The 23,395-nt window shown below is 61.8% G+C and carries 25 protein-coding genes; 12 read left to right on the plus strand and 13 right to left on the minus strand.

The window, feature by feature from the left end:
• Genes AC1DD5_RS21570 through glyA form a run of 3 tightly spaced genes read right to left on the minus strand, consistent with a single transcriptional unit; the run spans position 1 to position 2,964 of the window.
• Positions 1-342 carry a sarcosine oxidase subunit delta gene (locus AC1DD5_RS21570; protein WP_477518716.1) on the minus strand — a complete coding sequence of 114 codons (342 nt, stop codon included), beginning with the start codon at positions 340-342 and terminating at the stop codon, positions 1-3.
• Positions 343-358: 16 nt separating this feature from the next.
• On the minus strand, positions 359-1,579 hold the full coding sequence (locus tag AC1DD5_RS21575; protein WP_477518717.1) for a sarcosine oxidase subunit beta family protein: 1,221 nt from the start codon (positions 1,577-1,579) through the stop codon (positions 359-361).
• Positions 1,576-2,964: a serine hydroxymethyltransferase gene (gene glyA / locus AC1DD5_RS21580; protein ID WP_477518718.1), complete on the minus strand. Its 1,389-nt coding sequence runs from the start codon at positions 2,962-2,964 to the stop codon at positions 1,576-1,578. The genes AC1DD5_RS21575 and glyA overlap by 4 nt, the downstream gene beginning before the upstream one ends.
• Before the next feature lie 151 nt (positions 2,965-3,115).
• On the opposite strand from glyA, the gene AC1DD5_RS21585 reads away from it, so the two are divergent.
• From AC1DD5_RS21585 to AC1DD5_RS21600, 4 genes are all read left to right on the plus strand, one after another.
• Positions 3,116-3,787: a GntR family transcriptional regulator gene (locus tag AC1DD5_RS21585; RefSeq protein WP_442004517.1), complete on the plus strand. Its 672-nt coding sequence runs from the start codon at positions 3,116-3,118 to the stop codon at positions 3,785-3,787.
• A 1,009-nt stretch (positions 3,788-4,796) separates the two neighbouring features.
• Positions 4,797-6,164, plus strand: a complete 1,368-nt coding sequence (locus AC1DD5_RS21590; RefSeq protein ID WP_477518719.1) for an MFS transporter — start codon at positions 4,797-4,799, stop codon at positions 6,162-6,164.
• Between the two features lie 29 nt (positions 6,165-6,193).
• A complete protein-coding gene (locus tag AC1DD5_RS21595; RefSeq protein ID WP_477518720.1) occupies positions 6,194-7,450 on the plus strand; it encodes an aminopeptidase P family protein in 1,257 nt (418 codons plus the stop codon).
• A gap of 86 nt (positions 7,451-7,536) precedes the next feature.
• A complete protein-coding gene (locus AC1DD5_RS21600; RefSeq protein ID WP_477518721.1) occupies positions 7,537-8,340 on the plus strand; it encodes an IclR family transcriptional regulator in 804 nt (267 codons plus the stop codon).
• Between the two features lie 155 nt (positions 8,341-8,495).
• Here the strand turns inward: AC1DD5_RS21600 and AC1DD5_RS21605 are convergent, their stop codons facing one another.
• Entirely contained in the window at positions 8,496-8,975 is a 480-nt protein-coding gene (locus AC1DD5_RS21605; RefSeq protein ID WP_431117001.1) for a DUF4383 domain-containing protein, read from the minus strand.
• Between the two features lie 155 nt (positions 8,976-9,130).
• On the opposite strand from AC1DD5_RS21605, the gene AC1DD5_RS21610 reads away from it, so the two are divergent.
• The 3 genes from AC1DD5_RS21610 (at position 9,131) to AC1DD5_RS21620 (ending at position 11,027) form a co-directional block, all read left to right on the plus strand.
• Positions 9,131-10,102, plus strand: coding sequence for a tetratricopeptide repeat protein (locus AC1DD5_RS21610; protein WP_477522742.1), 972 nt, complete (start codon positions 9,131-9,133; stop codon positions 10,100-10,102).
• A 92-nt stretch (positions 10,103-10,194) separates the two neighbouring features.
• The gene (locus AC1DD5_RS21615; protein ID WP_477522743.1) at positions 10,195-10,563 is read left to right on the plus strand and encodes an ArsR/SmtB family transcription factor; all 369 of its coding nucleotides are present in this window, start codon (positions 10,195-10,197) and stop codon (positions 10,561-10,563) included.
• A complete protein-coding gene (locus tag AC1DD5_RS21620; RefSeq protein WP_477522744.1) occupies positions 10,560-11,027 on the plus strand; it encodes an SRPBCC family protein in 468 nt (155 codons plus the stop codon). The genes AC1DD5_RS21615 and AC1DD5_RS21620 overlap by 4 nt, the downstream gene beginning before the upstream one ends.
• On the opposite strand, the gene AC1DD5_RS21625 is transcribed toward AC1DD5_RS21620, so the two are convergent.
• Entirely contained in the window at positions 11,024-11,665 is a 642-nt protein-coding gene (locus AC1DD5_RS21625; protein WP_477518724.1) for a LysE family translocator, read from the minus strand. The genes AC1DD5_RS21620 and AC1DD5_RS21625 overlap by 4 nt on opposite strands.
• Positions 11,666-11,768: 103 nt before the next feature.
• Here AC1DD5_RS21625 and AC1DD5_RS21630 point away from each other — a divergent pair, with 103 nt between their 5' ends.
• Entirely contained in the window at positions 11,769-12,224 is a 456-nt protein-coding gene (locus tag AC1DD5_RS21630) for an Lrp/AsnC family transcriptional regulator (RefSeq protein WP_477518725.1), read from the plus strand.
• A gap of 19 nt (positions 12,225-12,243) precedes the next feature.
• Here AC1DD5_RS21630 and AC1DD5_RS21635 read toward each other — a convergent pair whose 3' ends face one another.
• The gene (locus tag AC1DD5_RS21635; RefSeq protein ID WP_442018628.1) at positions 12,244-12,702 is read right to left on the minus strand and encodes an Lrp/AsnC family transcriptional regulator; all 459 of its coding nucleotides are present in this window, start codon (positions 12,700-12,702) and stop codon (positions 12,244-12,246) included.
• Positions 12,703-13,040: 338 nt separating this feature from the next.
• On the opposite strand from AC1DD5_RS21635, the gene gluQRS reads away from it, so the two are divergent.
• Positions 13,041-13,928 carry a tRNA glutamyl-Q(34) synthetase GluQRS gene (gene gluQRS / locus AC1DD5_RS21640; protein WP_477522745.1) on the plus strand — a complete coding sequence of 296 codons (888 nt, stop codon included), beginning with the start codon at positions 13,041-13,043 and terminating at the stop codon, positions 13,926-13,928.
• A gap of 24 nt (positions 13,929-13,952) precedes the next feature.
• The gene (locus AC1DD5_RS21645; RefSeq protein WP_442018600.1) at positions 13,953-15,077 is read left to right on the plus strand and encodes a serine hydrolase domain-containing protein; all 1,125 of its coding nucleotides are present in this window, start codon (positions 13,953-13,955) and stop codon (positions 15,075-15,077) included.
• 24 nt (positions 15,078-15,101) lie between these two features.
• On the opposite strand, the gene AC1DD5_RS21650 is transcribed toward AC1DD5_RS21645, so the two are convergent.
• Positions 15,102-15,728 carry a TetR/AcrR family transcriptional regulator gene (locus AC1DD5_RS21650; RefSeq protein WP_477522746.1) on the minus strand — a complete coding sequence of 209 codons (627 nt, stop codon included), beginning with the start codon at positions 15,726-15,728 and terminating at the stop codon, positions 15,102-15,104.
• A gap of 121 nt (positions 15,729-15,849) precedes the next feature.
• Between AC1DD5_RS21650 and AC1DD5_RS21655 the strand changes: the two genes are divergently transcribed.
• Positions 15,850-16,638, plus strand: coding sequence for an SDR family NAD(P)-dependent oxidoreductase (locus AC1DD5_RS21655; protein WP_477522747.1), 789 nt, complete (start codon positions 15,850-15,852; stop codon positions 16,636-16,638).
• Positions 16,639-16,789: 151 nt separating this feature from the next.
• Positions 16,790-17,326, plus strand: coding sequence for an HD domain-containing protein (locus AC1DD5_RS21660; RefSeq protein ID WP_442018603.1), 537 nt, complete (start codon positions 16,790-16,792; stop codon positions 17,324-17,326).
• Between the two features lie 25 nt (positions 17,327-17,351).
• Here AC1DD5_RS21660 and AC1DD5_RS21665 read toward each other — a convergent pair whose 3' ends face one another.
• The 6 genes from AC1DD5_RS21665 to AC1DD5_RS21690 form a co-directional block, all read right to left on the minus strand.
• Complete coding sequence (locus AC1DD5_RS21665) at positions 17,352-18,557, minus strand: type II toxin-antitoxin system HipA family toxin (protein WP_477515513.1); 1,206 nt, start codon at positions 18,555-18,557, stop codon at positions 17,352-17,354.
• A complete protein-coding gene (locus AC1DD5_RS21670) occupies positions 18,554-18,808 on the minus strand; it encodes a helix-turn-helix transcriptional regulator (RefSeq protein ID WP_477515514.1) in 255 nt (84 codons plus the stop codon). Before AC1DD5_RS21670 ends, AC1DD5_RS21665 begins: the two co-directional genes overlap by 4 nt.
• A 127-nt stretch (positions 18,809-18,935) precedes the next feature.
• Positions 18,936-20,180 carry a low temperature requirement protein A gene (locus AC1DD5_RS21675; protein ID WP_477515515.1) on the minus strand — a complete coding sequence of 415 codons (1,245 nt, stop codon included), beginning with the start codon at positions 20,178-20,180 and terminating at the stop codon, positions 18,936-18,938.
• A 43-nt stretch (positions 20,181-20,223) separates the two neighbouring features.
• Positions 20,224-21,537 carry an ATP-binding protein gene (locus tag AC1DD5_RS21680; protein ID WP_477515516.1) on the minus strand — a complete coding sequence of 438 codons (1,314 nt, stop codon included), beginning with the start codon at positions 21,535-21,537 and terminating at the stop codon, positions 20,224-20,226.
• A gap of 294 nt (positions 21,538-21,831) precedes the next feature.
• A complete protein-coding gene (locus tag AC1DD5_RS21685) occupies positions 21,832-22,707 on the minus strand; it encodes a nucleotidyl transferase AbiEii/AbiGii toxin family protein (RefSeq protein ID WP_477515517.1) in 876 nt (291 codons plus the stop codon).
• Positions 22,704-23,252, minus strand: a complete 549-nt coding sequence (locus tag AC1DD5_RS21690; protein ID WP_477515518.1) for a type IV toxin-antitoxin system AbiEi family antitoxin domain-containing protein — start codon at positions 23,250-23,252, stop codon at positions 22,704-22,706. The genes AC1DD5_RS21685 and AC1DD5_RS21690 overlap by 4 nt, the downstream gene beginning before the upstream one ends.
• Positions 23,253-23,395 lie beyond the last annotated feature (143 nt).

A 23,395-nucleotide genomic window follows, 5' to 3' on the forward strand; every position in this document is an offset into this window, starting at 1 on the left:
CTAGACTCCTTCCGAGGAGGTGGGGGCTGTGGCGCCTGTTGTTGCGGCGCCGGGAGCGAGGCCTGGTTGAGTATCCGGGCGCGGCTGGCCCATCGCGTAGATGGACTGGATGTCGTAGGTCACGGTGTCCCGCAGCATGTTGAACCACTGGCGGCAACCCGTGCTGTGGACCCAGCGTTCAGCGAAAGAACCCTTGGTGTTCTCGCGGTAGAACAAGTATTCAGCCCACTCGCGGTCCGTGAGGTCGTTCGGGTTCTCCGGGTAGGCAACGTGTGCCTGGCCGCCGTAGTGGAATTCTGTTTCGTCGCGTGGCCCGCAGTTGGGGCATGAAATGAGTAGCATGTCTTTCCCGTCCTTCCTAGTGGGCCACGGCTGCGGCGCCGTGTTCGTCGATCAGGGCGCCGGTCTCGAAGCGTTCCAGGGCGAAGGGCTTGTTGAGCTTGTGCGGGGCACCGGTTGCGATGGTGTGCGCGAAGGTCAGGCCAGCCGCAGGAGTGCCCTTGAAGCCACCCGTTCCCCAACCGCAGTTGACGAACATGTTCTCTACGGGGGTGAGGCCAACAATCGGCGAGGCGTCGAGAGTGGTGTCCACGATGCCGCCCCAGGTCCGGAGCACGTGTGCACGGGCGAAGATCGGGAAGAGCTCCACGGCGGCCGCCATCTGCTCCTCGATCACGTGGAACGATCCGCGCTGGCCGTAGCCGTTATAGGAGTCCACGCCAGCGCCCATCACCAGTTCACCCTTGTGTGCCTGGGACACATAAACGTGGACGTGGTTGGACATGACCACCGTGGGGTGGACCGGCTCGTGCAGTTCAGACACGAGCGCCTGGAGCGGGTGGGACTGGATGGGGAGGCGGAAGCCGGCCATCTCTGCGAGGACCGAGCTGTGACCGGCGGCGCAAAGGCCTACCTTTTCGGTGTTGATGGTGCCACGGCTTGTCTTGACGCCGGTAACCCGGTTTCCGTCCTTGATGAAGCCAGTGACTTCGCAGTTCTGGATGATATCCACGCCGAGTTCATCGCACTTGCGGGCGAAGGCCCAGGCCACGTGGTCGTGCTTGGCGATGCCGGCACGTGGCTGGTAGGTAGCGCCCATGACCGGATAACGGATGTTGTCGCTGGTGTTCAGGATGGGGCAAAGTTCCTTGACCTGGTCAGGGTCCAGCCACTCGGCGTCCACGCCATTGAGGCGGTTGGCACCCACGCGGCGCATGCTTTCGCGGACGTCGCCCAGGGTGTGGGCGAGGTTCATCACGCCCCGCTGGCTGAACAGGAAGTCGTACTCCAGCTCTTCCGGCAGGATTTCCCACAGTTTGAGCGCGTGCTCGTAAATCGCAGCACTCTCGTCCCAGAGGTAGTTGGACCGGATGATGGTGGTGTTGCGGGCCATGTTGCCACCGGCCAGCCAGCCCTTTTCGAGGATGGCGATGTTGGTCATGCCGTGGTTCTTGGCCAGGAAGTAGGCCGTTGCCAGGCCGTGCCCGCCGCCGCCAACAATAACGGCGTCGTAGCTCTTCTTTGGGTCCGGGTTGCGCCAGAGGAAGTCGGGGTGTTCGGGGAGGTGGTCCGCGCTCACTGGGCTGCTCCAATCATTTCTTCGAGTTCAGTTGCGGCGTCGTTGCCGTTACTGAGGTGTGGGTAAAGCGGGAATTTGTCCGCCAGTGCGGTTACGCGGCGGCGGAGTTCTACGGCGGTGGCTTCGTCCAGGGTGACGTCACCTTCGGTGCCGCTTGCCTCGGTGCCGCTTGCCTCGGTGCCGCTGTTCGCTGCGGCGATCAACGCCGTCGCAATGATGTCCGAGACTTCGGTGAAGTCCTCAGCGCCGAAGCCGCGGGCGGCGAGGGCGGGGGTACCGATGCGCAGGCCCGAGGAAACCATCGGCGGGCGGGGGTCGAAGGGGACGGCGTTGCGGTTGACCGTGATGCCGATGCGGTGCAGCGTGTCCTCGGCCTGCTGTCCGTTAAGGACGGAGTGGCGGAGATCGGCGAGCACCAGGTGGACGTCGGTCCCACCGCTGACCACGGAAATGCCAGCTGCGGCTACGTCGTCCTGGAGGAGGCGATCGGCCAGGATCTTGGAACCCTCGAGTACGCGGACCTGGCGTTCCTGGAACTCCGGCTCGGCAGCCATCTTGAAGGCCACAGCCTTTGCTGCGATAACGTGCTCCAGCGGACCACCCTGCTGTCCCGGGAAGACGGCGGAGTTAACCTTCTTGGCGATGTCGGCGTCGTTCGTCAGGATGACGCCACCGCGGGGACCGCCCAGGGTCTTGTGCGTGGTGCTGGTGACAATGTGGGCGTGCGGGACCGGGCTCGGGTGCAGTCCAGCTGCGACCAGGCCAGCGAAGTGAGCCATGTCCACCATCAAGTAGGCGCCCACCAGGTCCGCGATGCGGCGGAACTCCGCGAAGTCCAACTGGCGGGAGTAAGCGGACCAGCCAGCGACGATCAGTTGCGGCTTGCTCTCGAGGGCGAGGCGCTCAACTTCAGCCATGTCTACGGTGTGGGTGTCCTCGCGGACGCCGTACGGGACCACGTTGTAGAGCTTGCCGGAGAAGTTGATGCGCATACCGTGGGTCAGGTGGCCGCCGTGGGCCAAGTTCAGGCCCATGATGGTGTCGCCAGGGGTGATCAGTGCGTGCATGGCCGAGGCGTTTGCCTGGGCGCCGGAGTGGGGCTGGACGTTGGCGAACTCTGCGCCAAACAGGGACTTCAGGCGGTCGATGGCCAGCTGCTCGATCACATCAACGTGTTCGCAGCCGCCGTAGTAGCGCTTGCCCGGGTAACCCTCGGCGTACTTGTTGGTAAGGACCGAGCCCTGTGCTTCCATGACGGCCGTGGGGGCGAAGTTCTCAGAGGCGATCATTTCCAGCGTGGACTGCTGGCGGATGAGTTCCAGGGCGATCGCCTGATCGACCTCCGGGTCCGCCTGTGCGAGCGGGCGGATCAGCGGTTCAACCATGGTGTTCTCCTTCAAAAGCTTGTCTAGTGGCCGACTGTTAGGCAACTGATATATTAGAACTATTGCCATAGTATGTTGAAGATCACATGGTCGTCAACAGGACTGCGGTAACTCATCCAGCAGACTGAAGTACGAGCAACGGGAGAGAGCAATGAGCGCCGCATTGGAAGCACTGGAATCAACTCCGCAGGGTTCGTCCCTGGCGGAGAACGCCTATCTGCTTCTGCGCGACAGGCTCATCATGCTGGACATCAAACCCGGCGACCCCATCAACGATGGCCAGATTGCTGCAGAACTGGGCATCGGACGCACGCCCGTCCGCGAGGCCATTAAGCGTCTCGAAAGCGACCACCTGGTGGTCTCCTATCCGCGGCGTGGGACGTTCGCCACTGGAGTGGACATCACCCAGCTCGCTGAGGTCTCCGAGATCCGCGAGCTCCTGGAGCCACTCGCCTCCAGGAAGGCTGCCCGCATGGCCAGCCCTGCCATGCGTTCAGAGCTCCGCGCTGTCGCTGGTGCAATCCGTGACCTTGAAGGCCAGGACAACTCCTCCCAGGAACTCATGCGCTACGACATCCAGGTTCACCGCCTGATCTACAAGGCCTCGGCGAACGCACACCTGGAAGACGTCCTGATCCGGTATGACAACCTCGCCACCCGCATCTGGTGCTACATGCTGGAAAGGATGCCCTCCGTCTCAGGCCACATCTCCGAGCACGCGGAACTGCTGACCGCCATAGCCGACGGCGACGAAGATCGCGCCGCCGAGCTCGCCCTGCACCACGTGGTCAGCTTCGAAGAGACGATCCGCAAGGTCCTCTAGGGTCTCATCTGCTCGGCCTTGCTGCCTCCGGCGGCGGGGTCATCCTCTGCGCGCTCGCTCGTACCTCGCTTAGACGCGCGCTGCCGGATAACCCCGCCCCCTCCCGATGCTCTCTCACATCCTGCGGTCTTTTTGCGGTCGTTCTCTCACGTCCTGCCGTCTTCTGGCGGTCCTTCTCTCACGTCCTGCGGCGGCGGTTGAATAGCTGTCACGTGCTAAAGCCCGACGTCGGCACTCGCCTGGGGTGGCCGACGTCGGGCTTTCTTCGTGGAAGTGAGAGAACGTTCCGAAATAGGCTGCAGGATGTGAGAGAACATCTGCGGAAGGGTTGTGTGTGAGAGGTGATCAGTGGGGTCCTCCAGGTCTCCGCTCCTTCGTCGCTTAGACGCGCGTTGCCGGATTAACCCTGCCCCCCGATGCTCTCTCACGTCCTGCGCCGGCGGTTGAATAGCTGTCACGCGCTAAAGCCCGACGTCGGCACCCACCGCGGGTGCCCGGCGTCGGGCTTTCTTCGTGGAAGTGAGAGAACGTTCCGAAATAGGCAGCACGATGTGAGAGAACATCTGGGTCGCCGTCGATTAGACGCGCCCTGCCCGATACCCCCGCGCCCTGCCCGGTACCCCCCGACGGTCTCTCACGTCCTGCCGTTTTTTGGAGGACGTTCTCTCATGTCCTGCGGCGGCGGTTGAATAGCTGCTTCGCGCTAAAGCCCGACGTCGGTGCTCACCTGGGGTGCCCGGCGTCGGGCTTTCTTCGTGGAAGTGAGAGAACGTTCCGAAATAGGCCGCACAATGTGAGAGAACATCCGGGGGTTTGGGGCGGTTGATGCAACTCGGTCTTCCTGACTGCAACATCGATGAGATCTGGCTCTCCGTCGCTGGATACGTCTGGAGCGGCCCGGAGAGCCTTGAATGACTTTTGGAAACGCTCTTGACCGTGACGCGGCCCACACGTAGTCTGGTGCAACAGCGTTGCTTCTAATGCAACCCCAAATATTCTTGGTGGACACATGAGTAATGAACTTTCCTCTGTGGCAGCCGCGCCGGGAGATCGGTCCAATGACGGACACAGCACTTCTCCCAAGCCCGGCCCCAATCACACAGTCAGCAAGGACACGCGCCGACGCGTTGTCATTGCAAGCTTCATCGGCAACTTCGTGGAGTGGTTCGACTACGCCGTCTATGGTTACCTGGCCGGCATTATCTCGACCGTTTTCTTCCCGGAATCCGATCGTCAAACGGCCCTGCTCGCGACGTTCGGTGTCTTTGCAGTCAGCTTCTTCGTAAGACCGCTTGGCGGATTCATCTGGGGCCACATCGGAGACAGACTGGGCCGAAAGCAAGCGTTGTCGCTCTCCATCGTCCTGATGTCAGTGGCCACGTTCTGCATCGCCTTGATCCCCGGATACGCCACTATCGGCGTGATGGCCCCCATCCTGCTGCTGCTCGTAAGGGTGGTCCAGGGCTTCTCCGCTGCAGGGGAGTACGCCGGCGCGTCCGCCTTCCTGGTGGAGTATGCGCCGTCGAATCGCCGCGGACTCTACGCCGCCGTCGTGCCTGCCAGTACGGCAGCGGGTCTCCTGCTGGGCTCCTTGCTGGCCGCCCTGCTGAGTTCAGTCCTGACGCCGGAACAGCTGAACGAATGGGGTTGGCGTCTGCCGTTCCTGTTGGCTGCGCCCATGGGCTTGATCGGCAGGTACATCCGCACCAAGCTCGAGGACACGCCTGCGTTCCGTGAGCTGTCCGAGAAGGAGCCCGCAGTCAAGGCTCCCGCCCTGGCGATGTTCAAGACGTACCGTAAGCAACTCATCATCGCCACCGGCGCAGTGCTGCTGAACGCCGTCGGCTTCTATGTGATCCTCAGCTACATGCCCACATACCTGTCAGTGGAACTGGGCTTCGGAGCGGCGGAATCGTTCCTGGCTACCACGATCGCCCTGGCCAGTTACATCGGCTTCATCTTCCTGACCGGCATTGCGTCGGACAAGTTCGGCCGTAAACGGATGCTCATCACCGCGTCTGTCCTGTTCGTGGTGCTGACCGTCCCTGCGTTCATGCTCCTGGATACCCGCAACTTCCTGGTGATCGTGCTGGTCCAGATCCTGCTGGGCGGAATGCTCACCCTCAACGACGGCACGCTACCCAGCTTCCTGGCCGAACTCTTCCCGACGAAGGTCCGCTACACCGGCTTCGCTGTCAGTTTCAACCTCTCCAACGCGTTGTTCGGCGGCACCGCGCCGTTCATGGCAACGCTCCTTATCGGCATGACCCACAATCAGCTGGCCCCCGGCTGGTACCTCGTGGCTGCCGCCCTTGTTTCCCTCATCGCAGTCCTGTTCGCCGCCGAGACTTCCAAGAAGCCACTGCAGCAGGTCTGAAACCAACCAACCCATTGAAAGGAACCACCATGACCATCACCGAGAACGAGGCCATCAACGATGTGGCCAAGCTCGATCGACTCAAGGTCCTCAACAACGGCGAGAAAGTCCCCCTGACTTTCTCGGATGCAGAGTTTGAGCGTCGCCTGACCGGCCTTCGCAGCATCATGGCCGATAAGGACCTCGACGCCGTCATCCTCACCAGCTACCACTCCATCAAGTACTACTCCGATTTCCTCTTCACCTATTTCGGCCGCTCCTACGGCATGGTGGTCACCAAGGATGACACTGTCACCATTACGGCAAATATCGACGCCGGTATGCCTTGGCGCAGCAGCTACGGCGACAACCTGGTGTACACGGACTGGCGCCGGGACAACTACATCCACGCTATCCAGGAAGTCCTGCGCACCCGCGGCATCAACCCGCGCCGCATCGGCGTCGAAGATGACTCCCTGCCGCTGGACAACCGCAACAAGATCCAGGCCGCATTCTCGGGAGCCACGCTGGTGGATGTTGCCCAGGCTGCGATGCGTCAGCGCATGATCAAGTCGGACGAGGAAATTGCAGTCATCAAGCACGGCGCCCGCATCGGCGATCTTGGCGGAGAGGCCATCCGCAGCGCGATCACCGCTGGAATCACTGAGTACGAGGTCGCCTTGATCGGCACCGAGGCCATGGTCCACGAGATCGCCCGCACCTTCCCGGACTCTGAAATCCGCGACACGTGGGTCTGGTTCCAGTCCGGAATCAACACCGACGGCGCGCACAACTGGGCAACCACCCGCAAGATCCAGGAACACGACATCCTGTCCCTGAACTGCTTCCCGATGACCAGCGGTTACTACACGGCTCTGGAACGCACCCTGTTCTACGGCGAACCGGACGCGCGCTCCTTGGAACTGTGGAACATCAACGTGGAGGTTCACAAGCGCGGCCTGGAACTCATCAAGCCCGGCGCAGTCTGCAAGGACATCGCCGCCGAGCTCAACGAGATCTACGTCGGTCACGGGCTCCTGGCGAATCGCACGTTCGGCTATGGCCACTCGTTCGGCGTCTTGAGTCACTACTACGGACGCGAAGCAGGCCTTGAACTGCGCGAAGACATCGACACCGTGCTGGAACCGGGCATGGTGGTTTCCATGGAACCGATGATCACAGTCCTGGACGGCCAACCAGGTGCCGGCGGCTACCGCGAGCACGACATCCTCGTGGTGGGCGAAGACGGTGCGGAGAACATCACCAAGTTCCCGTTCGGCCCTGAGTACAACATCATCGGAGCCTAGGTGACCGGGCCGGTGGGCGCAGTGCACGGCGTCCACCGGCCAAGCCCGGTCACTGTCCGCAAGCCTCAGCCAAATATAGTGAACCCATGACTCCCACGGAATCCAACGACGTTTCAGGCAACGGCGAAGCCAAAGGTACCTCGGTCATTGTCAACGCCATCGCGGTCCTGCGGAGTTTCAGTGCAGAAGAGCCGCTATTGGGGGTCACTGAAATCGCAGGGCGCATTGGCCTGCACAAGAGCACAGTTTCCCGCATCCTGGCGACCTTGGAGCAAGAGCATTTGGTGGAGCGCGACGTCGATTCGCGCAGGTTCCGCTTGGGGTTGGGAATGATCGCCATGGCGGGCCCACTCCTGGCGGAACTCGAAGAGCGGCGCGTGGCGTATCCGGTACTACGGGAACTGACCGAGCGCACGGGGGAGACCAGCGCGCTCATGGTCTGGAACGGCACCGAATCCATGAGTGTGGAGCAGATCCCCAGCCGGCACCAGGTCAAGCACCTGGCCCCTTTGGGAGTCCGTTACAACGAGGCACTCAGCTCATCCGTTCAGGTCTTCCTTGCCGCGGAGGACAAGGACCGCGTCCGGAATCTACTCCGGAGCGGTGCGGTCACTCTTCCTGGCCTCGATGAGGAAGCCATGGAGGCGTACTTGCAGCGGCTGGAGGATTCCACGAAACGCCGCTGGGCAGTGAACTTTGGCGAGACGTCAATCGAAGAAGTGGGCGTGGCCTCGCCCGTCTACGACCACAGGGGAAACATTGTGGCGGCCGTGCTCATCCCCGCACCAAAGTTCCGGGTCTCGCAGGACACGCTGACCAGTCTCGGCGAAGCTTGTGCCGACGCCGCGGCCAAGGTCACCACACGCCTTGGTGGCCGCGCCCCACGCTGAGCTGCAGGATCACCGAGATGGCACTTAAGACCAATCGCAGGCCCAAACATTGGGGTCAAATGCCAACTCGGCGCGGAATGGCGAGACAAAAATAACGGCGACCGTCCCCACTAAGGGGCCGACCGCCGTCGTTCGTTGAGCCGACGTCCGCGACGTTACATCCTCCGCCGTGCCGTCGTTGTCTCGTCCATGGCATCCCTGCCCAGCCAAGCACCCAGACCGATCATGGCCACGCCAAGAACAAAGTGCAGCCAGTTGTCAGCGGTGTTGAACGGAACAAAGTTGGCGCCCGTTTCCTGGTTGATGATTAGGCCGTAGATCCAAAGAACGAGATATACGGCGCCGCCACCAATGAGGAAGAGGCGAGCCATGCGTCCTGTCCTGGCCATGGCCAAACCGGCCACGCCAAACAGCAGGTGGACGATGTTGTGGAGAATGGATACTTGGAACACTCCAAGCAGCATGGCGCCGGATTCATGTCCCGCGAAGGTCATGGCGCCGTAATTGGTGGTGATACCCGGGATAAAGCCCAGGACGCCTACCAGCAGAAAAACAATGCCAACGCCCATGGCGGTGTTGTGAAGCGACAACCCCATCGCATGATGGTGTTCGGTGGGGTGCGAAGCGGTGGTCATGAAGTCCTCCCTTTCACGCTGTTACACGGCTCTTCTCATGGAGAACCGTCCCGCGGCAAGGGGTGTCGGAAAACCTTGCCGACGCCGCCATAATACTCCTGAAATGCCTCCAAATGCAGGGGAAAGGCCGCTCAGGTGCCAGTTAGCATGGGTTCATGAGCCAGGCTCCCAACGGCGACTTCCAATCGGTCTTCCATGACACCCGGGATCTCACTCCCTTCCGCGAAGGATACGTGCGCACAACGGTCCGCGGATTGGCCGATGGCGTGGGTGAAGTGCTGTCGGGCGTCCTGAGTGGCCGCGATCCTGCCCGACTTTCTGTGCTGGGCGATGTCCCCCGGTTGAAGCGCCTGTCCACCAAGCAAGCTAAGGCAATGCATGAGGCCGTTTTCACCTCGACCGAGCCTGATCGGCTTATCTCCCTGGGTCGCCTCTACCCAGGGTGGGCTGGCTTGTGTTACGTGATGGCGGGATTGCTGGCGTACAAACAGGGCGGCTATCTGCGGGCGTCGGAGTTGCTGCGGCGCGGCTTAACAACAAGGATCGACGACGACGCGAGCCAGTTCTCGGCTATCTACCTTGGGCAGGTGGTCACCAGGGTTGAGGTGGCCGAACGTATTGAAGTCCCGGTTTTGTTCAGCGAGGAGTCCGTGTTCCTGGCCTTGGCACATTGCCTTCGGGAGATGGGAATGATCGAGGCCGCGTTGGAAGCAGTGGTGGGTTTGCCGCCGTCGTTGCCTTCAGCCCTGGCCCGCTGCACCGCGGCGTTTGCGCTGGGCCGGCACCGCGACGTGGTGATGTGCACAGAGGGTTTGTTGAATACGGATGACCTCTCGGCAGCCTTGCTTCTGATCCGGGCTCGATCGCAACGGGCGCGTGGCGATTTTGAATCGGCCCAGGCAGCGCTGAAAGAGGTCCTTCGCAGGAGGAAGACCAGCCTGGCATTGCGCAATGATGCCCTCACGGATCGTGCCCTTCTAGCCCTGGACCAGGGACGGCGGACGCTAACTCCCCGTTCCAAGCGACCCGCCCCGCCGGCAGAGCTGGAGACCCTGGAAGTGATCCGGAAGGACGCAGAGATGCGTCGTTTGTGGGAGAACGACTTCAGGCAGCTCAGCGGGGAATAAGTCATTGTGCAGACGCTGATGCAAGCGTAATCTTGTAATCAACCAAGTGATTGATAAAGGATTTGGTTGACAAAGAAAGGTTGCGCAGGGTTATGGATCCAGACGCTCTGGACAAGGCGTTCATGGCCCTTGCCGATCCCGTCAGACGGGGAATCGTTGCCCGGCTGGCACGGGGAGAGGCAACGGTCAACGAACTGGCAGAGCCCTTCGCGATCACCAAGCAGGCCGTTTCAAAACACATCCAAGTCCTGGAGCATGCAGGGTTGGTGACCCGCTCCCGCGACGCCCAACGCAGGCCAGTGCACCTGGACGCAGCCGCCCTCGAAGAGCTGACGGCATGGATAGACCAATATCGACTGATCGCCGAGCGTCGCTACCGGCTACTCGACGAGCTCCTGATCGAATCCGGCCCCGGGGTCCCCCAGAGGTCACAACAAAAAGAAGAAGAGGAATTGAAATGAGCAATCCAACGGCAATCACTGCTGATGACGGCGTTCCGTTCGTAGATACCGTCCGCGAATTCGATGCACCGGTCAGCGCGGTGTTCAAGGCGCACGTGGACCCCGATCTCCTGGCCAAATGGCTTGGTCCGCGGGACGCCAAGCTCAACGTCACCGAATACAACGCGACCACGGGCGGCAGCTGGCACTACGAAAGTGGCCACGAGGACGCAATGTACGGATTCCGCGGGGTCTTCCACACAGTAGACACCGACGAGCTGATCATCATGACCTTCGAATTCGACGGCGCACCGGGGCAGGTGGGCATCAGCACCACCAGGTTCGAGGAAATCGACGGGCGCACCAGAATCGTCGTCCGCGAGGTCTACCCTTCAGTGGAAGCGCGTGACATGGCGCTTGCCACAGGCATGAATCATGGCGTAGTCGAAGGCTACGAGCGACTTGACGAGGTTCTTGCCGCTTAGCCCCGCACCACGACAGGAAGGATTTGCTCTGTCAACAGCACTGCTCCCAGCCCAACCATGATGATCCCGCTGGCCAGCGTCACCACGCGCGCGGCGCCCGGACGTGAAGCGAGCAGCTTCCGTGAAGTCAACGCCACCCCGGTGTACACCAGGCCGGCGAGGATCACGAACGTTAGCCCCAGCAACCCGGATTGAACAGCGACAGGAAGCGCAGCCTCAGAGCTGACGAACTGAGGTACCAGAGCCACAAAGAACAGCAGGCCTTTGGGGTTGATCCCGCTGGTGCCCATGCCTTGGAAGAACGTACGGAGCTGGTTTCCGGACTGCACGACGGCGCCTTCCGCACTAAAGCTTGCCCCTCGCCATGAGCGGATGGTCACGAAGCCGAGCCACAACAGGTAGGCGGCGCCGGCAATCGTGAGCCAGCCAAGCAGGCCCGGAACTCCCGCCAACAAGGCTGCCAGTCCTGCCGTCATCAGCACGGTGTGAATCACATAGCCGCTGCACAATCCCGCGACAGCAGGCACGAAGCTGCGCTGACGAAGTCCGGCCGAAATCGAATACGCCCAATCCACGCCGGGTGTGCAGGCCAACGAGACTGCGACGAGCATGAAGGCGAGGAACAGCTGTGGGTTCACGATCTCTCCAGGAATGTAGTGGGTAGGAAAACTCTAGGGAAAATCGCCCGATAAGTGTTCCCTGATTTATCCCTGAAACCGGCTATTTGGGTAAGATCATTGCGTGATTGACCACATTGATAGAAGTATTTTGCGCCACCTCCAGGAAGATGGTCGAATGACCGCTACTGCCTTGGCATCGAAGGTGGGATTGACGGTGGCGCCGTGCCATCGAAGACTCCGGGATCTGGAGTCTTCAGGGGTAATCCGGGGCTATCGCGCGGACGTCGATCCAGCTGCCGTAGGACTCGGATTCGAGGCAATCGTATTCGTCACCCTTCGACAGGTGGAGCGCACCATCATGGCGGAGTTCGAGGAACGTGTGACCGCAAGCCCGAACATCGTTGAGGCGCAGCGGCTGTTCGGCTCTCCCGACTATTTGTTGAAGGTCATCGCGGCTGACCTACCTGCCTATCAGCGCTTCTATGACGACGAACTGGCAGCCCTGCCGGCGGTCGAACGTCTCACTTCCACGTTGGTGATGAAGAACCTGAAGACCAACATAGGGCCGCCGGTCTGAGGACTATTCCTTCCAGGGACTATTCCTTGAGCAGCCCGGTAGTCCGGTAGGGAATCACTTCGCGTAGGAACATGCTAGTGGACGTACGCACGATTCCCGGGCACAGTCTGATTTCCTCGGAGACCCGGTAGAGGTCATCCGGGCTCTTGGCTACCACCCTGATGATGAGGTCGGTATCGCCGGCAGGGGCGTGGCATTCGAGCACCTCAGGGATCTCCCGGAGCGCGGCGATGGCTTCATTGAGGTGGCTTTGGTCGAGTTCGGCGCTCACAGCAGCGGCCACACCTCGCCCAAGTGCCGAGGGCAGCACGCGGCTGCTGTTGGGGCGCAATGCTCCCGACGCCGTCATCCGCTCCAGGCGCGACTGGACCGTGCCGCGAGCCAGGTGCAGTTTCTGGGCAAGGACCATGATGGGAACGCGGGGATCCTCATCAAGTGCGGCGATGATCCTGCGGTCCGTCGTGTCGAGTTCCTGCAAAATGACCACTTCCTGTCTGCAATTTCAACTCTGATTAGTCAGATCGACCACTCAATGCCACGTCTGTTGCACCAACTGTATGCGTACTGCTGAAATGGTGACAACGAAGCAGGGCGAGGCTACCGCCGGATCCCGCAGGCAGCAGGCACCTGGAACACCACCCGGACCCCTGTACAGGTTTCCCGCAAGGAAGCAGCCGCTGATTGACTCTTGTTCACAGCATTGTCATTCTGCACCCGCCCGTCCTGACGGGCAGCACAGCAAGAGCCCCTGAGCCACCGGATCGTTGCGGTAGCTGAGGGGCTCTTGTGTTGTGTGCCGACGCATAGGCTTGGACCATGACGTCTGCAGGCCGCTTCGCCCCGAGCCCTTCCGGGGAACTGCATGTAGGCAATCTCCGTACGGCGATCCTCGCGTGGCTCTTCGCCAAATACACTGGGCGCGACTTCCTGCTGCGCGTTGAGGACCTGGACCGGGCGCGGTCCGGCGCAGAAGCGGAGCAGCTCCGCGACCTGAAGGCCGTCGGCGTCAGTTGGGACGCCGCCGTCGTACGTCAGACTGAACGCGGAGCGCTGTATGAGGAAGCGATCGGCCGCCTGGCTGCCGAGGGCCGCACTTACGAGTGCTTCTGTACCCGCCGCGAAATCCAGGAAGCGCCCTCGGCCCCGCACTCTCCACAAGGCGCCTATCCAGGTACGTGCCGGAGGCTGTCCGAGGCCGAGCGCGAGATCCGCCGGGCGTCGCGTCCGGCATCAATCCGCCTCCGATCGGACGCCGCTGAGTGGGCTGTTGAGGACCAGTTGCACGGCCCCTACGTGGGTGTGGTGGACGACTTTGTGCTGCGCCGCAACGATGGGGTCACGGCCTACAACCTGGCAGTTGTAGTAGACGATGCCGCCCAGGGAATCGACCAAGTGGTCAGGGGCGACGACCTCCTTCCGTCCACTCCTCGGCAGGCGTACTTGGCCACCCTGTTGGGCTTGCCAGTCCCGGAATATGCCCACGTTCCGCTGGTGGTAAACCACGACGGCGTGAGGCTGGCAAAGCGGGACGGTGCAGTAACGCTGGGCGACCTCGCCGCCGTCGGAGTTTCAGCGGAGCGTGTACGCGACTTCCTCCTTGAATCGTTGGGATTACCGGCAGGACCCTTGCAGGATGCAGTGTCGGAATTCGACCCTAGAAGGCTGCCGAGGGAGCCTTGGGTGTGGAAAACTCCGAGGGGGTGAGTGCGGGCCAAGTAGGCTGTCTGGATGCATTCACAGGTGATCGCCCCAGGTTTCGAATCCGTAGCCGAGCTGTTCAGTAGGTTCCTCGAACGAGACCCTGAATATTCCGCCCAAGTGGCGGCGTACCATCGGGGCGTCAAAGTGCTGGATCTCAGCGGCGGGCCTCACATCCGTCCTGATTCAGTCACGGGTGTTTTCTCGTGCTCCAAGGGCATGGCCGGCCTTGTCATAGCTCTGCTGGTTCAAGACGGCGAACTGGATCTCGACGCGGAAGTGGTCAAATATTGGCCGGAGTTCGGTGCCGAAGGAAAGGCCTCCATCACTGTTTCCCAACTCCTTTCGCACCAGGCCGGACTGTTGGGCGTCGAGGGAGGCGTGAGCCTTGAGGAAGTCAACAATTCCGAACTCGCGGCCGCGAAGCTCGCCAAACTTCCCCCGCTGTGGAAGCCGGGTGCGGCGTTCGGTTATCACGCCCTGACGATCGGCATTTTCATGGAGGAGCTGTGCCGGCGAGTCACGGGTTCCACGGTCCAGGAGGTCTTCGAACATCGCATCCGATCCGTGACGGGTGCCCACTTCTACCTTGGCCTACCGGATGCTGAGGAAGAACGCTTCGCGCCTTTCCGCTGGGCGGCAGATCCCACGTGGCCCTGGGTGGACCCCGCCAGCCATTTCGGCTTGTCGGCCAACGCTGCAGAGGGCGACATCCTCGATCTTCCGAACATCCGCGAGGTCCGCGCCGCCGGTATGAGCTCGGTAGCGGGCGTTTCCAGCGCTGAGGGCATGGCCAGGATCTACGCTGCAGCGGCGACAGGGTTGGCGACCGGCGGCCAGGCCGCCGTCGCACCCCTCCTGACGGAGGAGACCATCCGCAGGGTTTCCGCTGAGCAGGTGTTTGGGATCGATCGCGTCTTCGGCGAGACCGGCTGCTTTGGCACGGTTTTCATGAAGTCGCACAGCCGGATGCCGTTCGGCAGCTACCGCGCGTTCGGGCACGACGGCGCCAGCGCGTCTTTGGGGTTCGCGGACCCGGTGTATGAACTTGGCTTTGGATACGTTCCGCAACAGGCCGAGCCCGGAGGAATTGGTTGCCACAATCTCCTGCTCAGTTCAGCCGTGCGAGAGGCGGTTGCAGGGCTCTCGGCGTAGTCCCGCGAGTGCCTTGGCTTCTGGTTAGGAGTCCGCTGTCTGTGAGAGCTGCGCGGCTGGAACTCCCGCTGCCATGCCCGCCCACAGGGTGTCAGTGGTGGCAGCAACGACGTCCTCAACACTGTTGCCGTCCAACTGCTTGCCTGCCGCCAGGAGCGCGGCGCCATGCAAGCTCACGAAGCACACCATGGCCAGGGTTTCTGTGTCGCCCGGGGCCAAGGCTCCGTCATCCTGTGCCTCTGCAATGAGGGCGCGGGCCACGTGGATCCCTTGCTCGCCGATGTTCCGCAACTCCGTGCTGGACCCGGGGTGATGCTTGGTGGAGTACATGACGGTCAAAAGCGCCGGGTGGGAGACCGCGAAGTCCACATAGGCGTTGGCCACGCTGGCAAAGCGCTGACGAAGGTCATCTCCGGCATGGGCAGCCGCGAGTATGCGCTGGTTCATCAGCTCAAAGCCAGCCAACGCCAAGGCGTCGATGAGGGCTTGCTTGTCGCGGAAATGTTTGGCCGGCGCACCGTGGCTGACATTAAGGTCCCGGGCCAATTGCCTCAGGGAGAGTCCGTCGACGCCGGCTTGCTCAATGGTTTCCATAGCGCGCTCCAGTAGAGCCTCTCGCAGCTTGCCATGGTGATAGGGCTGGTCCGTCATACCTCAAGTCTAACTGAAAGTAGTCATTGACAACAATGTAGACAGTGCCTACGATGTTGGCATTGACTACATCGAGTCGACGGGATTCATCCGGCGTCGGCGTTTACAGATTGGAATTGCCATGACCATGACCTATTCGGGTACTACTGCATTGATCACAGGCGCAAGCTCCGGGCTTGGCGCTGAATTCGCAAGCCGCTTCGCCGCCCGAGGTTCCAACTTGATCCTCGTGGCCCGCCGCGCAGATCGCCTTGAAGAACTGGCCGGGAAATTGCGCGCCGAGCACGGCGTAGCCGTCACCGTGCTTCCCATGGACTTGGGCCGTCCTGGTGTTGGCAAGGAACTCGTGGACGAAATGGCCAAGCGCGGAATCACCGTGGACACCCTCATCAACAATGCAGGCTTCGGAACCCGCGCCGCCTTGGTGGAGGAAGACCCGGAGGTCATCGCTTCCGAGATCGCACTCAATGTGGCTGCCTTGGTGGACATCACCCGGGCCTTCATGCCGGGCATGCTCTCCTCGGGCAAGGGTGCCCTGGTGAACGTCGCCAGCACCGCAGCGTTCCAGCCCATTCCCGGCATGGCCGTCTATGGGGCAACCAAGGCGTTCGTCCTCAGCTTTACCGAAGCCGTTGCCCACGAAGCCAAGAGCTCGGGACTGCGTGTGCTTGCCCTCTGCCCGGGCGCCACCCGCACCGAGTTCTTCGATGTCCTCGGCAGCGAATCCGCGGCAGTCGGGCGGATGCAAACCTCAGCGCAGGTTGTGCAAACAGCGCTCAAGGCGCTGGACCGCACCGGAACGCCGGCAAGTGTTGTGTCCGGCTGGGCCAACCGGATCGCAGCAGGTCTTGCGCAGCGAGTGCCGAGGGCGCTCGCTGTGGGCATCGCCGCCCGTGCTGTTCAGGAGTAGTCGCTGTTCAGGAGTTGAGTAGTACCAGGGCAGGAATAGCGCCTGTGCAGGAGTGGTTACGGTGCCCGCATAGGCGGCGCGCACGACTTTGCGGATAGCCTGAAGAAAGGTCCGATCCCTGTTCGGGGCCTACATCAATCCGGAGGCCAGCATGACCGAACCACGCTTCACCGTTGAGACCGCGAAGATACTCGCCGAGGTGGCCCACAACCGCCAAAAGGACAAGCTCAAGCGTCCTTATCGGGAGCATGTCCTGGCGGTGGGGGACGCGCTAGCCGACTTTGACGAGGACATCCAGATTGCGGGCTACCTTCACGACATCGCCGAGGACACTCCCATCACACGGCAAGCCTTGTTGGATATGGGGGTATCCGAGCGCGCCCTTGCCATCATCGAACGTGTCACGCGCCGCTTCCACGATGACCCCGACGACTATGAAGCAGGGATCCGGTTTGTGGCCGAAGACCATGACGCCACCTTGGTCAAAATCGCCGATAATGCCCACAATTCCTTGCCCGAACGCGTACAGGCGCTGGCGGAGAAATGGCCCGACAAGCCGCCCATGACCCGCTACGCCGACGCCCGTCCAGTGCTTTACAACGCCGTGCCGCGGGAAGAAGTGGAGTTGATCCTGCAGAGGGTAAACCCGTATCTACTTCCGGAGCTCGACGACATCGTTCCTGACTAAGCCGGCCCTGAGTAGCCACGGCGCGTCAGCCCTCCAGCAGGCGCCGACGATGCTTCAGCTCCTTGGTCCATTCCTTCGTTTGCCTCGCCGCGAAGGGAGAGGCGCCGCCGTCGAGGTCGCTGATCAAGGAGCCGGTTGCCTTCAGGGCAATGTTCATTGAATGCTGTGCCGCCCGTTCAGTCAGTCCAAGCTTCGCGGCCCAGGCGAGGAAGTGCTTGCGTGAGATGCCGGTCTTCTTCCCACCGACGGCCAACGCCAGCGTCTTGTCGCCGTAGACCACTGTGGACGGAATGTCGTAGACCGGGGCGATGGTGAATTCGCGGACGCCAAGAACCCCAGGCGCCTCCACCATCGAAACGTTCTTGGCGTGCAGGTCCCCGTTCCCTGTCAGCCAGGCAAACGCGAGTTGGATGACCAGATTTCGGAGTGCTGGAAGGCGTGCGGGGCAATGCCCGGCCAGCGCCGAACAGACTTCACTGAACGGAACACTGTACTTGTCAGCCGGGTACAGCCCCAGGATCTGGGCGCCGTCCTCCACAGCCAGCCGAAGAGGCGAACCGTCGGGGGCGGTGACCCGATCGAATCGCTCCACCAGAAGCCCCGCCCGGCCACCGACGTCGTGCACCAACTGCACGTTGCTCACAGGAATCCGCAGCCGACGCGCATAACGGAACATCAGGAACTCGTTTTCCACCACGGAGGGGAACTCCGGGGCGTTGAGCTTAAGGATGTATCGCTTGCCTGCCTGCGCCACGGGGAGTGAAATCATCCCGGCAGACAACTTGTCCTGCACACCCGCCAGCGCTACGGGATCGATCAATCCGGAATCGCCCAGCAACGCATCAAAGTCCAGCGGCAGTTTTGAATCAAGCACGACGGCGGCGCCCCCTTCCGCCAGTGCCTCGCCGTGGGGGACCGTCTGGACATCGCCCACTGCGTCGCCGCCCGCAGCCATGAGAAGGGCGAGTTCGTCGTCCGCGCTCGCCTTGACGCTGCGTCGCAGCGAGTTGAGGCGCCGACCCTCAGGCAGCAGGCCGGTGAAGTAGGGCGGGACTGCACCGCTGGGCGTGAAAACAGGCTCGGCCCTCACGGGGAGAGTCGTTGCCACGGCGGGTAGGCCGGCGTCGAGGTACTTCGGGAGGTAGCTGAACTTGGTGCCGCCCTCATGCCGCTCGAGGCGCGCCGCGAGGATGCCCTGCTTGTAGACGTCCGCGATACGGTGGAAGGTCATTGTGCTGTCTCAGAAGCTGTCTCAGAAGCGGTAGACCTGCCGGCCTGGCGGAGGGAAAGTTCCAGGCCGAGGGTGTCGAGCACCGCCAAAAGGGGCTCAAGCTGGACTGTGCTCTTGCCTGTTTCCACGAATCGGACGAACCGTTCGGAGACTCCCGCGAGATCGGCGAGGTCCTGTTGGCTCAGGCTCAACGAGGCACGGCGGGCGCGTACTTCAGAGCCCAAAGTTGTCATGAGGTTGTTCGCTGGCATGAGATCCTCCCCGCCCAGTGCAATCGGTACGAACGTGCCGATTACCTCAGTTTGCACCCGTCAGCAGGCAGAAACAAGGCGTTCCAACGAAAAACCGGCACGAACGTACCGCCTAAGTGTGCGGACCTTAGCCCGCGGCCGCCTCCAGTCGACGCAACGCTGCTGCCCGGCCCTTGTGTCCCCGGCGCTCATCGAAAATGATCGAGAGGCCGAGCACCACCATCATTTCCAGCATGCACACAGGCACGGATGCGCCCGCCGCGGCCATGGCGATACTGCCAGCCAGGCCTATCACCACCAGCGTTGAGCTCCAGAGAAGCTCGCGGTCCCAGCCCAGCATGATGCTGTAGAGGGTGCTGAGCGAGACCTTGAACAGAATGACCGGGATGGCGATCGAGGCGACCGCGCCCGCCGCCGGAATGTGTGCCTCATGATCAATGAAGTACGCGGCAACGTGAAGTCCGGCGCCAGTGGCGGCAATGGCTGCGAAAAGGGGAAGGTGCCCGTATCCGAATATCCATGAGCGGTGCCGTTGCACGTGGAGGGCCGGGCCCGAGGGCAGGATGAAGTAAATCCACCACAGGGCAAAGGCCAGCCCTGTCCCGCTCAAACCAACCAGCGCAGCATCCAACGTCCAGCCGTGGAGGGCAACGATCGCGCGCAGCGTTTCAATCGCGCCGATCAAACATTCGCCCAACGCAATGATGGCCAGGAGTCCGTACCGTTCTGCGATGTGATGGGCGTGCCACGGGGTGCGGATGTTCCGTTCCGCGAAGTACGGCGCCGCCATCTCCAGGATGAACAACGGGGCTGCCATGAGGAAGGTGGTGGCCACGCTCGCATCGATCAAAAGGACCCCCACCCAGCCGACTTGCACCACTGCAACGTACTTTGCATACCGCAAGCACGTTTCACGGCGTGCTGGGTCCTGGCGGGCAGCGCGCAGCCATTGGAAGATCAGGGCCACGCGCATGATGATGTAGCCCAGCACCATGGCCACGTTGTCCACGTGTTTGCCTTCGATGATCGAGTGGAACATCGGCTCTATGCCCATGGCCAGGATGAGCACACCCACCATTTGGACCATGGTTACGACGCGGAACACCCAGTCATCGGTGTCGTAGGCGCTGGCGAACCACGTGAAGTTGATCCAGGCCCAGATAGTTGCGAACATGGCGAACGCGAACGCAAGGAGCCCTGGCCAGAAATGCGCCTCCGCCACAGCATGGGCGAATTGGCTGCCGGCAACTCCGAAGGCAATAACAAACGTCAAGTCGAAGAACAGCTCCAGCGGAGTGGCCGTGCGGTGCTTTTCGTGCGGATCGCGGCCGCCCATGCGGGACAGCGCGTGGCGCAGGGGATTTGTGGACATGGGTCAAAGATTACCGGTGCACCTGTTCCCGCGGATGGAACCCTTACACGCGGCCCAGCACATCGATGTCTTCGAGGAACTCCTGGTACACCTCGTCACTCACGGTCGTGCGGGTATCGGCGATGGCGTCGAGGTAGTCCTGTGTGACCGGGCCCTTCCGTCCGTTCGACGAAACCGTGGACGACGCACCCGAAGTAGGTGCGTCGTCGTACACTGCTTTTTCCAAGGCACGCTGTGAGGCGCTGCGTGCCGCGAACTCGATGTCCGCCGGCGAGAAGCCCTGGGTGCGTTCCACCAACTGGGCAATGTCGACGTCGTCCACCACGGTGGCGGGGATGAACCGCTGCCACATTGCCTCGCGGGCGTGGACGTCCGGCAGGCCGATGGGGATGACGTAATCGAACCGGCCGTGGCGCAGGAAGGCTGTGTCCAGGGCGCGAATGAAGTTGGTGGCGCAGACCAGGAGACGGCCGGGCTGTTCGCGGAATGCCGGGATGATCTTGAGGAGTTCGTTGGTGACGCCCTGCAGCGGCGACGGCGGATCGCCCGCCCGCTGCGAGGCGATCTCTTCCACTTCGTCGATGAACACCACTGCGTGTTCCAGCTCGGCGATTTCCAGGAATGTCTCCCGCAGCGCCCCGGCCAGGCCCTTGGGATCAGACGCCAGGCGGGACGGGAACACCTCCACGAACGGCCACTCGAGCCGCGACGCGATTGCCTTGGCGAACGTGGTCTTGCCGGTGCCCGGAGGACCGAAAAGCACGACGGCGCGCGGCGGCACCACGCCGTACTCGTCGGCGAGGTCGGCCTCAGCCAGGGGGAGAACCAGACGGCGTTCCAACAGTTCCTTCTCGCGCTTCATGCCCGCCACGTTTTCCCACAGGTCACGGGCCAGGATCCGGCCACCCAACAGGCTTAGCGGTTCCAGCTCCTGGCGTTGCACGGGGATGGTCCTCTCGAAGTAGCGCAGGTTCTTCTTCACCACAAAGCCACGGCCCAGGAACGCTTCCACGCGCGTCTCGGTTTCCGGCATGAGCGCAGAGAGCTTGTTGAGTCCGTGCGGAGCCATGCGATTCTCGACGGCGGACAGCAGAGAAGTGCCAATGCCCCTGCCGCGGAACTCCGTCAGTGTCGCGAGGAAAACGACCCAGCCTTGGTCATGGGCCGCACGCCCAACGGCGGCGCCAACTACTTGGTCGCCCTGGACCGCCACCACTGCATGGTCCTTTTCGCACGAGGCCAGGACCTCGGAGAGTGCGTACACGGGCTCTACACCGTCAGCCTTGAGTGACTCCCAGAGGTGCAGAATGCCGTCAAGATCGGACGAGTGGAAGTCCCTGATACGCCAGTTGGTCATGGGGTTTCTCCTGGGTGTGCTTGGTGGATCGCCGTTGATTCCTTGGAGTTGAGCATAGGCGAACCACCCGCCCGGAACGTTGCGGGCCCGTTGCGTTACGGAGCAACCCACGACGGCGGCCTGTCGGCACCCGCTTTCGTCCCCTCACTTTCGCGTATTCGAAAGGCAAGCTTCCTTCTCCGAGAGTTTCCGATGCGAGGATCTCGAACTCGGTCTCGCAAGTCACCCGTCCGTGCATCAGGCATGCCATCGAAACTGTTCTTCAGCATGAAGACATGCTTCCCTCTTGCAGGGTTAGGAACTTTTTCCCGCTGCCACGATCCGTGGAATGTATTCACTATTCAGCCATTGGACGGCATCGCCGACAGTGGGAAGTACTACTTCTTCCAGGCCGGTTGCTGCATCGGAGTACAGGGTGTTCCACTCCTTAGTGGAGGCTGCCACAGCTGGCCAGGCGTGTTGGCGCCGGAATCGGAAGAGCCGTTCCACCGTCTCAGCTACCAAGACATCGTCGGCAAGTCCTGCCATCAGTTGCAAGTCGACCAGATCGTGGGCCCGCTGGCTGCCCGGTTCGGTGCATGCATGCAGCTTCTGTGATACCTGGTGGTGAAGTGGTAGGACGGGCACGGGATCCGGTCGGGGGAGCCCCAGGGCCATGAAGGTGTCGATCAATTCCGCCGAGAGTGCTGTCTCCGTGAGATCTTCGGTTGCTCCAAGTTCGTCGAAGCCGACTTCAAGCTCCACGGTGGTGAAGGATTTGTTTCGGTACTGCAGCTTCACGGCGAAAGGCTGCATGACGTACGCGGACGGCACGCTCGCTGGTCCGCGTGGAGTTCCTGACACAACTGCACCGGTGAATCCTCCCCACCCAGCTTCAAGGTTCTTTCGCAACTGCTCTTCAAAATTCTGCATGTCCCCGCGAAAGGCGGTGTCCAGATCAGGGGTTTGACGCGTAAGGTTCTCGCCAAGCCGCAGCTTCAGACCTGTGCCACCCTTCACGGCTGATGGGGGCAGCATCTGGCACACGGCCAGATTGGCTACCAGGGACTTGAGCTTGGCGACGGTCGAGTTCTCGGCCTTTGCGCGCTCCGCAATCCTGCTCTCCAGGTACCGGACATTCTTGGGCGGAGTGATTTCCTCCCGCTGATCTTCGTCGAGTGGTTCGCTCAAGATGTCTCCAATTCTCTGATGACACGGGCTGCAGCTGCTGAGTCGAGTAAACCACGCTGCTCCGCTTTGCGGGTCGCATCCGCCAGGCGTTCAGTCATGATTCGTCCTCGAGAACCTAACAGCGCACTTTCCACACTCATTGCCGGGATGCCTTCAATGTAACCGCGGTCCCAAAGGGGCACTTTCCGCTGTTCAATTTCGACCGTGTCCGGGAGTCGGCTGCGTACGCGCCGAGGAGTGGCTACCCTGATTTTGCGGAGGTTGACCTGGCCCAATCCGTAGGCTGCGAGCACCGATTCGTCAGCGAGTACCGCTTCCTGTCCTCCGAGCGCGACAGCTTCAGCAAACTCGTCGAGGTTCTTCGAAGGGACTTCGAGCATTCGGTACACACCGTGCCCGATGCGTCGCAGGGCTCCGCGCGCAGTCAGTTTCCGGAGCTCCACGGGCGGTACTCCTGCTTCGCCCGCATCGGCAACTGTGATGACGCCATGGGTGTCGTAAGCAAGTTCCCTAAGGATTTGCCGGTACGAGCTAGTCGATCTCATGGCAAAAGCGTACCGTTTTCGGTACGCTTTTGCCATACTTACGACCATTGCGTCACGACGGTCATCCTCATGACCTTCGTAGCCCTCGCCCTCCAGGCTGTCCTGGTCGCGGTCGACAGTACCGAGGCCCTGAATCTGTTTCA

The organism is Paenarthrobacter sp. 10L420, assembly GCF_056395385.1.

Excerpts from the sequence above, each read along its gene's own strand:
- AC1DD5_RS21570 (WP_477518716.1), bottom strand. The coding sequence starts at position 342 with ATGCTACTCATTTCATGCCCCAACTGCGGGCCACGCGACGAAACAGAA.
- glyA (WP_477518718.1), bottom strand. The coding sequence starts at position 2,964 with ATGGTTGAACCGCTGATCCGCCCGCTCGCACAGGCGGACCCGGAGGTC.
- AC1DD5_RS21585 (WP_442004517.1), top strand. The coding sequence starts at position 3,116 with ATGAGCGCCGCATTGGAAGCACTGGAATCAACTCCGCAGGGTTCGTCC.
- AC1DD5_RS21590 (WP_477518719.1), top strand. The coding sequence starts at position 4,797 with ATGAGTAATGAACTTTCCTCTGTGGCAGCCGCGCCGGGAGATCGGTCC.
- AC1DD5_RS21595 (WP_477518720.1), top strand. The coding sequence starts at position 6,194 with ATGACCATCACCGAGAACGAGGCCATCAACGATGTGGCCAAGCTCGAT.
- AC1DD5_RS21600 (WP_477518721.1), top strand. The coding sequence starts at position 7,537 with ATGACTCCCACGGAATCCAACGACGTTTCAGGCAACGGCGAAGCCAAA.
- AC1DD5_RS21605 (WP_431117001.1), bottom strand. The coding sequence starts at position 8,975 with ATGACCACCGCTTCGCACCCCACCGAACACCATCATGCGATGGGGTTG.
- AC1DD5_RS21610 (WP_477522742.1), top strand. The coding sequence starts at position 9,131 with ATGAGCCAGGCTCCCAACGGCGACTTCCAATCGGTCTTCCATGACACC.
- AC1DD5_RS21615 (WP_477522743.1), top strand. The coding sequence starts at position 10,195 with ATGGATCCAGACGCTCTGGACAAGGCGTTCATGGCCCTTGCCGATCCC.
- AC1DD5_RS21620 (WP_477522744.1), top strand. The coding sequence starts at position 10,560 with ATGAGCAATCCAACGGCAATCACTGCTGATGACGGCGTTCCGTTCGTA.
- gluQRS (WP_477522745.1), top strand. The coding sequence starts at position 13,041 with ATGACGTCTGCAGGCCGCTTCGCCCCGAGCCCTTCCGGGGAACTGCAT.
- AC1DD5_RS21645 (WP_442018600.1), top strand. The coding sequence starts at position 13,953 with ATGCATTCACAGGTGATCGCCCCAGGTTTCGAATCCGTAGCCGAGCTG.
- AC1DD5_RS21650 (WP_477522746.1), bottom strand. The coding sequence starts at position 15,728 with ATGACGGACCAGCCCTATCACCATGGCAAGCTGCGAGAGGCTCTACTG.
- AC1DD5_RS21655 (WP_477522747.1), top strand. The coding sequence starts at position 15,850 with ATGACCATGACCTATTCGGGTACTACTGCATTGATCACAGGCGCAAGC.
- AC1DD5_RS21660 (WP_442018603.1), top strand. The coding sequence starts at position 16,790 with ATGACCGAACCACGCTTCACCGTTGAGACCGCGAAGATACTCGCCGAG.
- AC1DD5_RS21665 (WP_477515513.1), bottom strand. The coding sequence starts at position 18,557 with ATGACCTTCCACCGTATCGCGGACGTCTACAAGCAGGGCATCCTCGCG.
- AC1DD5_RS21670 (WP_477515514.1), bottom strand. The coding sequence starts at position 18,808 with ATGCCAGCGAACAACCTCATGACAACTTTGGGCTCTGAAGTACGCGCC.
- AC1DD5_RS21675 (WP_477515515.1), bottom strand. The coding sequence starts at position 20,180 with ATGTCCACAAATCCCCTGCGCCACGCGCTGTCCCGCATGGGCGGCCGC.
- AC1DD5_RS21680 (WP_477515516.1), bottom strand. The coding sequence starts at position 21,537 with ATGACCAACTGGCGTATCAGGGACTTCCACTCGTCCGATCTTGACGGC.
- AC1DD5_RS21690 (WP_477515518.1), bottom strand. The coding sequence starts at position 23,252 with ATGAGATCGACTAGCTCGTACCGGCAAATCCTTAGGGAACTTGCTTAC.